Genomic DNA, 6,799 nt, shown 5'->3' on the forward strand with positions numbered 1-6,799 from the left:
GCCCTGCGGCCGTGATGGAGCAGGTGGGACCACCCGCTGGAACAGCTCCCACAACTCGTCCGGCACCATGCGCTCGACCATCACCACACGGTGCAGACTACCCAGCATTCCAAATGAGACGACCTCTTACTCGGTGCCGTGCACCACTGAACCGGGTCGCCGCCCCGCCACCCCGCACCCCAGGGCGCGCCGGACCAGGAAAGGAATCACGGCAGATGCCAGCAGCGATCAGAACGGCCGGACTGTGCAAGCGTTTCGGCTCGCTCACCGCACTCGACCGCCTCGAACTCACGGTGCCCGAGGGCACGGTGCACGGCCTGCTCGGCCCCAACGGCGCCGGCAAGACCACCACCGTCCGGATCCTGGCCACCCTCATCGCGCCGGACGACGGAGTGGCCGAGGTGTTCGGCGTGGACGTGCGCCGCGACCCCCGGCGGGTCCGGTCGATGATCGGGCTCACCGGCCAGTACGCCGCTGTCGACGAACTGCTCACCGGGCGCGAGAACCTGCACATGATCGGCAGGCTGTTCCGGCTGTCGAAGTCCGACTGCCGGGCACGCGCGAGCGAACTGCTGGAACGCTTCGGCCTGGAGGACGCGGCCGACCGGCAGCCCAAGACGTACTCGGGCGGGATGCGGCGCCGGCTCGACGTCGCGGCCAGCCTCATGGCGCGGCCCGGGCTCGTCTTCCTCGACGAGCCGACCACCGGCCTCGATCCGCGCAGCCGCATGGAGGTGTGGCGGCTCGTGCGCGAACTGGTCGCGGACGGAACGACCGTACTGCTCACCACGCAGTACCTGGAGGAGGCGGACCAGCTCGCCGACTCCCTGTCCGTGATCGACCGGGGCACAGTCATCGTCAGCGGTAACCCGGACGAGCTGAAGGCCCAGGTGGGCCCGGACCGGGTCGGCATCACGCTCCTCGACACGGGAGCCATGGAGCGGACGGTCCGGATCCTGCGGGAGCGGCTGGGCACCGACCCGGTCGCCGACTCCGAGAAGATGCAGGTCCACGCGCCGCTGCCGGACGGCGGCACACTGCCCGACCTGCTTCACCTGCTCAGGGAGTCGGGGATCGCGATCGGTGACGTGGCGCTGCGCCGGCCCACTCTCGACGACGTCTTCCTCGCCGTGACGGGCCGATCCGCCGATCACGGCACCGACCGGCGCAACAGCGGGAAGGAAACCGAGCGGCCATGACCTCCACCTCCACCACTGTGATGCGGGAGAGCGGCACGTCGTACACGCCGTCGGGCAACGCACTCGCCTGGTGGTTCTCCGACGTGTGGCAAATGACCCTGCGCAACGTACGGCACGTACTGCGCAGCCCCGAACTGGTGATGTTCTCACTGGTCCAGCCGGTGATGTTCATCCTGCTGTTCACGTACGTCTTCGGCGGCGCCATCGACGTCGGCGGCGAACGCTACGCCCAGTTCCTGCTGCCCGGCATCCTCGTCCAGATGGCGCTCTACGGCTCCGCCGCCGGTACCACCATCGGGGTCGCCGCCGAGATGCGCGAGGGCCTCATGGACCGCTTCCGGTCGATGCCGATGAGCCGTACCGCCGTGCTGATCGGACGCACGCTGTCGGAGATCTTCCGCAACGTCGGCGTGGCCGGCGTGACCGTGGGAGTGGGCCTGCTGGTCGGCTTCCGGTTCCGCAACGGCCTCGTGCCCGCGCTGGCCGGCCTGCTGCTGTTGCTGCTGTTCGGCTATGCGGTGTCGTGGTTCGCCGCCTACCTCGGGCTGTCGGTGCGCAACGCGGAAGCCGCCCAGGCGGTCGGCGGTGTGTGGATCTTCCCGTTCACCCTGATCTCCTCGGCGTTCGTACCGACCGGCACGATGCCGGGCTGGCTGGAGGCGTACGCCGCCCACAGCCCCATGACGGCGGCCGTGAACGCGCTGCGCGCACTGTTCACCGGGGGCCCGGCGACCAGCTACGTCCTGCAGACCGTGGCCTGGTCGGTCGGCCTGATCGCGGTGTTCGCGCCGCTCGCGGTCCGCAAGTACGGCTCCCGCTGACCGGCGGGCGACACCACCGTGACAGAAGTCCGCAAGAGACCGAGGAGGCGCCGGGGGGCGACGCAATCATGGCAGCCATGACTGAACCTGCCGACGCACCCGACGGACCCGCGGCGATGACCGAGGTATTCGACGCCGTCTACCGCGGGGAGAGCCCGTTCGGCAAGCGCCCGCCGTGGGACATCGGGGCGCCCCAACCCGCCTACGTCGCCCTGGAGAAAGCGGGGCTCATCCGCGGCACGGTGCTCGACGCGGGCTGCGGCACCGGTGAGGACGCCCTCCACCTGGCGGGCAAGGGCTACGCGGTGACGGGGCTGGACCTGTCCCCGACGGCGATCTCCCTCGCCCGGGACAAGGCCGCCGCACGCGGACTCGGCGCCGTCTTCGAAGTCGCCGACGCCCTCGACCTCACGGGCTACGAAGGGCGTTTCGACACTGTGATCGACTCCGGCCTCGCCCACACCTTCGAGGGCGACAGGTTGCGCGCCTACGCGGCGGCCCTGCACCGGGCCTGCCGCCCGGGGGCGGTGGCGCACATCCTCTCGATCAGCGACCGGGGATCCGCGGAGATGCAGGCGCGGCTCGCCGAGGCCATCGAGGAGATACCGGCGCCGCTCCCGGACGACGACGAGCCGCCCGCCCTCAAGCGCTCCGCCGACCACTTGCGCGACGGCTTCGCCGACGGCTGGACGGTCGAGTCGATCGACGAGGCCCTCATGCGCGGCATCATCCCGCCCACGTCGGAACTCCTCGACGTGCACGCCTGGCTCGGACGTTTCCGCCGTAGCTGACCGCGACCACCGAAGACGGCCCCTGAGAAGGTGATGAACGATGAAGGTGCGAGTAGGCAAGTGGCTGCGGACCGTCGTGTCTTCACCGGCCGGCCGTGCGGCCAGACGCGCGTTCCCGCCGGCCGGCACCTCCCCGGCCCCGCCGAAGTGGGCCGGGGCCGCCCGCACCGCCTACCGGTTCGGCTGCGTCTACGCCGGCCTGTACTGCCTGACCACCCCGCAGGTCTATCTGGCCCTGCGCGGGGGCGGAATGGGGCGTCTGCAGGAAGCGGCCGACGCCTGGGCGAAGCTCTGGGCGATACGCCCGGCGCGGAACTGGATGTCCGTCCGGTTCCTCGGCAGGGAGCTGGGTGACCGCTTCGACGGCGGCGACGACCCGCACACCTGGGCAGGGCAGCTCTGCTGGCTCGCGGGTGCCGCCGCGGCCACCCCGGTCTGGTCCGTGCTGGACCGGCACCGGACGGACTGCGCGACGCTGGACAAGTGGTTCCGTCTGGCTGCCCGTTTCTGCCTCGCGGGGCAGATGTTCACCTACGGCGCGGCCAAGGCTGTCCCGCTCCAGTTCCAGCTGCCGCCGTCCAAGCTCGTCGAGCCGCTCGGCGACCTCAGCCCGATGAGCCTGCTGTGGGCGCAGACCGGATCCTCGACGCCGTACCAGATACTGCTCGGCTGTGCCGAGATCGCGGGCGGGCTGCTGCTCATCGTGCCGCGCACGGCGTCGCTGGGCGCGCTGCTGTCCGCGGCGGAGATGGCCCAGGTGCTCCTGCTCAACATGACCTTCGACGTCCCCGTCAAGGTCCACTCCTTCCAGCTGCTCCTGCTCAGCCTGCTTCTGCTGGCCCCGCACACGCCTCGCCTGGCCGGGGCTATGCTCACGGAGCGCCCGCTCCCCGCGGCCGCCCCCGCGGACCTCTTCCGTTCCCGCCGGGCGAACCGGATCGCCACCGCCCTCCAGGCCGGGGCCGGACTGTGGCTGCTCGGCGCGCAACTGCGCAACGACTGGACGTTCTGGAAGAATCACGGGGGCGGACGGGAGAAGCCCGAGTTGTACGGCGTCTGGGACGTCACCGACTTCTCCGCCGACGGCGAGCAGCGCCCGCCTGTCACGACCGACGGCCGGCGCTGGCGCCGAGTCGTCGTGGACTCCGTCGACGCCGTGGCCATCCAGCACATGGACGACTCGCTCGCCCCCTGCATGGCGGCGATCGACATGAACGCCCGTTCGATCACCCTGACCAAGATGGCCGACCCGAAGTGGCAGGTGACGTTCGCCTTCGAGCGTCCGGCCGACGATCACCTGATCCTGGAGGGCAAGGCCGACGGCTGCCACCTCCGCCTGCACCTGCGCTGCCGCGACCTCGGCACCTTCCCGCTGGTCAGCCGTGGCTTCCACTGGGTGCAGGAGAACTCGTCCCTGCGCTAGCGGACCTGTGGGCCGAGCGGCACTCGCGGGGCGGTGGCCACGCCGTCCACGGAAGGAGAAGAACGGATGAGCGTGGACGTGGAGACGCTGGCCGCCGAGGTGCGAGGACCCGTCCTCGTGCCCGGCAGCCGGGAGTACGACGAGGAACGGACCGGTTTCCAGGCCGGTTTTCGGCACCGCCCCGCCGTCGTCGTCGGCGCCACCCGCCCCGAGGACGTGCGCGCCGCGGTCCGCTTCGCCGCCGAGCGGAGGCTGCCCGTCGCCGTGCAGTCCACCGGACACGGCATCGTCACCGCCCTGGACGGCGAGGGCGTTCTCATCACCACCCGCCGGATGAAGGCCGTCGCGGTGGACGCGGAGTCCGGAACCGTCACGGCCCAGGCCGGCGTGCTGTGGGGAGAGGTCATCGAGCGGGCCGCCCCGCACGGTCTGGCCCCCGTCAACGGCTCGGCGCCACACATCGGCGTCGTCGGCTACCTCCTCGGCGGCGGTATCGGCCTGCTCGGCCGCCGGACCGGTTACGCCAGCGACTACGTCCGCGCCATCGACATCGTCACCGCGGACGGCGCGCTGCGCCACGTCACGGCCGGCTCCGACCCCGACCTGTTCTGGGCGCTGCGCGGTGGCGGCGGCAACTTCGGCGCCGTCACCGCTATCGACACCGCCCTCGTGCCGGTGACGCGGCTCTACGGCGGCGGCCTCCACTTCGCGGCGGACCACCCTGTCGACCTGCTGCACGCCTACCGGGCATGGACCCTGACGCTGCCCGAGGAGCTCACCTCCTCGATCTGCCTCATGACCTGCCCGCCGTGGCCGTCCGTCCCCGAACCGCTGCGCGGACGCTACGTCGCACACGTGCGGATCGCCTTCACGGGCTCCGCCGAGGAGGGCGAACGGCTCGTGGCGCCCCTGCGGGCGCTCGGCCCGCGGCTGGTCGACACCGTCCGGGAGATGCCGTACACGCAGGTCGGCACCATCTACCAGGACCCGCACGTCCCGCACGCCTACTTCGGCGGGAACGTCTTGCTGCGCGAACTCGATCCCACGGCCCTGTGGACCGTCGTGGACGTGGCCGGACCCGATGCGACCGTGCCCTGCATCGTCGAGATCCGTCACCTCGGCGGGGCCTTCGCCCGCCGGTCCACCGACCCGGGGGCGGTCGGGGGCCGTGACGCCGCGTACATGTTGCGCGTGATGACGAGTGGCGCGGCCGCGCCGTCCACGGCAGCCCGGCCGGTCCATCAGCGCGTCTACGACGCCCTGAAGCAGTGGACCATCGGCCGTAGCCTCAATTCCGTCTACAACGACGGCGCCCCGGTCTCCCAGGAGCGGGTGCGGGAACTCTTCGCGGCCGAGGATTACGAGCGGCTGCGACGCGTGAAGACGCTGTACGACCCGCACAACCTGTTCCGGTTCTCCCATAACATCCGACCGAAAGAAAGCGATTGACTGAGCCTTTTCGCTTGCGTGCGGGAACCATGCCGCTCGCCGTGGCCGTGCTCCCGCTGAACCGCTTCGCCGTGATGATCGTCGTCGGCTTGGTCATCGGATTCAGGTTCGTCACCGGGCTGCTGCCGGCCCTGGGCGGGCCTGTCGCTGCTATTTTCCGGCTACGCGATGTCCTGGATCGGCGCCTTCGTCGGCATGACGACCGGCAGCGCGAACGCCGCCCAGTCGTCCGGCTGCACCCGGATGCCCCCTTTGCCTTTGTCCCCTCGGCGTTCGCCCCCACCGGGTCGATGCCGACCGGTCGGTGATCGTGATCGAGCACCACCAGGCTGGCCCGTGACAGATCTGCGCAATGCCCCTCCTTCTGACCTTCTCGGCGGCGAAACGCTCGGTATGTGACGCATGACGTGGTCATCGTCGGCTGCGGCCCCGCTGGATCGGCCGACGCTGTGGTATCGGGCCGTGCCCTGTCGTCGGTACTCGTCGTCCAGGGGAAGTCAGCCCCACAACGCCGCCGCGGCCGACATCCACAACAACCTGGCCCGGGACGCGGTCAGTCCGGCGATCTGCTGGCCGCTGGGCGTGCCGACGCCGGGCGATACCGTGTCGGTTTCCGCGTCGGCACGCTCTGCGGTGTCTCCGGGACCGCGCCCGTACGCTGGCGCGGCTTGCTCAGGTCGTATGAGGTTTTTCCGGACCAGGCCATGTGTAGCGGTAGGTGCACGACACCATGGGGCGACCCGTGTAGCTCGTCCAGCCACTCCGCAGACGGCGGCGGAACTTTGCCCAGTGAAGCCGCGAGGTCCTCGGCGTCCGAGCCCGAGATGTCCGTCGGGGTGGTGTGGGGTGCTGTGGGTTGGAGGGAATGACTTCACTATGGCGGCCGGAGACGTTGCGTGGGTCATGATGTGCAAGCTGGTGTCCGGAGCGAGCGGGGGAGAACCCCAGGTGAGCTGGTTGTCGCAGTCTGCTCAGCCCTGAGCAGGACGGGTTGCGTCCTGGGAAGTGGTGTACGGGGTCCCACCTGATCCGGGCGTTTGGCTCGGCGTCGGAGTGAGGGCCCGGATATGAGAACGGCCACCGGCTGATCTTTCAAGACGACCAAGTCTTTGAAGG

General features: G+C 70.4%; 6 protein-coding genes and 1 pseudogene. 6 read left to right on the top strand and 1 reads right to left on the bottom strand.

From position 1 onward, the window contains the following. Positions 1-81, bottom strand: a pseudogene (locus MTQ10_RS25605) (IS5/IS1182 family transposase); the annotation flags it as partial. A 134-nt stretch (positions 82-215) separates the two neighbouring features. Here MTQ10_RS25605 and MTQ10_RS25610 point away from each other — a divergent pair. The 6 genes from MTQ10_RS25610 (at position 216) to MTQ10_RS25635 (ending at position 5,991) form a co-directional block, all read left to right on the top strand. Further along, a complete protein-coding gene (locus tag MTQ10_RS25610; protein WP_247472526.1) occupies positions 216-1,199 on the top strand; it encodes an ATP-binding cassette domain-containing protein in 984 nt (327 codons plus the stop codon). Next, entirely contained in the window at positions 1,196-2,020 is an 825-nt protein-coding gene (locus MTQ10_RS25615) for an ABC transporter permease (protein WP_247472527.1), read from the top strand. The genes MTQ10_RS25610 and MTQ10_RS25615 overlap by 4 nt, the downstream gene beginning before the upstream one ends. A gap of 77 nt (positions 2,021-2,097) precedes the next feature. After that, on the top strand, positions 2,098-2,811 hold the full coding sequence (locus tag MTQ10_RS25620; protein ID WP_247472528.1) for a class I SAM-dependent methyltransferase: 714 nt from the start codon (positions 2,098-2,100) through the stop codon (positions 2,809-2,811). 40 nt (positions 2,812-2,851) lie between these two features. After that, positions 2,852-4,234: a DoxX family protein gene (locus tag MTQ10_RS25625; protein ID WP_247472529.1), complete on the top strand. Its 1,383-nt coding sequence runs from the start codon at positions 2,852-2,854 to the stop codon at positions 4,232-4,234. Between the two features lie 66 nt (positions 4,235-4,300). Beyond that, positions 4,301-5,683 carry an FAD-binding oxidoreductase gene (locus tag MTQ10_RS25630; RefSeq protein ID WP_247472530.1) on the top strand — a complete coding sequence of 461 codons (1,383 nt, stop codon included), beginning with the start codon at positions 4,301-4,303 and terminating at the stop codon, positions 5,681-5,683. Positions 5,684-5,712: 29 nt separating this feature from the next. Then, positions 5,713-5,991, top strand: coding sequence for a hypothetical protein (locus tag MTQ10_RS25635; RefSeq protein WP_247472531.1), 279 nt, complete (start codon positions 5,713-5,715; stop codon positions 5,989-5,991). Positions 5,992-6,799 lie beyond the last annotated feature (808 nt).

This window comes from Streptomyces sp. XM83C (assembly GCF_023072675.1).
Classification (GTDB): domain Bacteria; phylum Actinomycetota; class Actinomycetes; order Streptomycetales; family Streptomycetaceae; genus Streptomyces; species Streptomyces thermocoprophilus.

Excerpts from the sequence above, each read along its gene's own strand:
- MTQ10_RS25610 (WP_247472526.1), top strand. The coding sequence starts at position 216 with ATGCCAGCAGCGATCAGAACGGCCGGACTGTGCAAGCGTTTCGGCTCG.
- MTQ10_RS25615 (WP_247472527.1), top strand. The coding sequence starts at position 1,196 with ATGACCTCCACCTCCACCACTGTGATGCGGGAGAGCGGCACGTCGTAC.
- MTQ10_RS25620 (WP_247472528.1), top strand. The coding sequence starts at position 2,098 with ATGACTGAACCTGCCGACGCACCCGACGGACCCGCGGCGATGACCGAG.
- MTQ10_RS25625 (WP_247472529.1), top strand. The coding sequence starts at position 2,852 with ATGAAGGTGCGAGTAGGCAAGTGGCTGCGGACCGTCGTGTCTTCACCG.
- MTQ10_RS25630 (WP_247472530.1), top strand. The coding sequence starts at position 4,301 with ATGAGCGTGGACGTGGAGACGCTGGCCGCCGAGGTGCGAGGACCCGTC.
- MTQ10_RS25635 (WP_247472531.1), top strand. The coding sequence starts at position 5,713 with ATGCCGCTCGCCGTGGCCGTGCTCCCGCTGAACCGCTTCGCCGTGATG.